The organism is Loigolactobacillus zhaoyuanensis (genome assembly GCF_003946385.1).
GTDB classification, from domain to species: domain Bacteria; phylum Bacillota; class Bacilli; order Lactobacillales; family Lactobacillaceae; genus Loigolactobacillus; species Loigolactobacillus zhaoyuanensis.
In genome coordinates, this window is sequence record NZ_RHOE01000111.1 from 1 (window position 1) to 738 (window position 738).

At 41.9% G+C, this 738-nt stretch carries 1 protein-coding gene; it reads left to right on the forward strand.

The window, feature by feature from the left end; genetic code table 11:
* A partial coding sequence (locus EKM76_RS12865) for an Ig-like domain-containing protein (RefSeq protein WP_125550970.1) occupies window positions 1-616 on the forward strand: 616 nt, incomplete at its 5' end.
* Between the last annotated feature and the right edge of the window lie 122 nt (window positions 617-738).

Genomic DNA, 738 nt, shown 5'->3' on the forward strand with positions numbered 1-738 from the left:
TGGAACGGTGACCCCAGGTGAAACGACACCAAGCAAAGTCAGTGACGTTACAGCAGTCATTGATGGTAATGGTCAAGTTACAGTTACTGGTACCGGGACTCCAGGAGCAACAGTCGTCATCAAAGACGTTAATGGTAACGAAGTTGCTACGGGTGTTGTTGGTAGCGATGGTCACTTTAGTATCGTTATCCCAGCCGCAACCGTTAAATCAGGTGACAAGCTTGAAATTACTCAGGTAATTGATGGCAAATCGAGTGATGCTGTTTCTGTAACAGTAGCAAATGTAGCGGGTAACGGTAGCGAAACTCAAGGTAATGGTGATAATAATGGCAATAGCAACGGTAATGATTCTGGTGCATTAACTGTTAATAGCAATGGCAACGGTAATAACACCGGTGCACAAGCTACTAACGGCACCGGCAACGGAACTGCTGCAAAAGCTGTTAAGACCGATGTTAAATTGCAAGGTGCTACATCAAGCTTGCAGAATCTTAACAATCAGGGTAAATTACCACAAACTTCTGAAGCGCAGAACAATCTTGCTGGAATTGGACTATTGAGCTTATTACTATCCTTCTTTGGTCTAGCAGGTTTGAAGAAACGTAAAAAAGATTAGTCGTAATGATAACCCAAAGTTAAGTTAAACTGAAAAAGCCGTATACCAAGTTAAATGGTGTGCGATAATCCCTTTATGGTTGTCAGATGAAATACAATAATTCATCTAACAACTATGGAGGG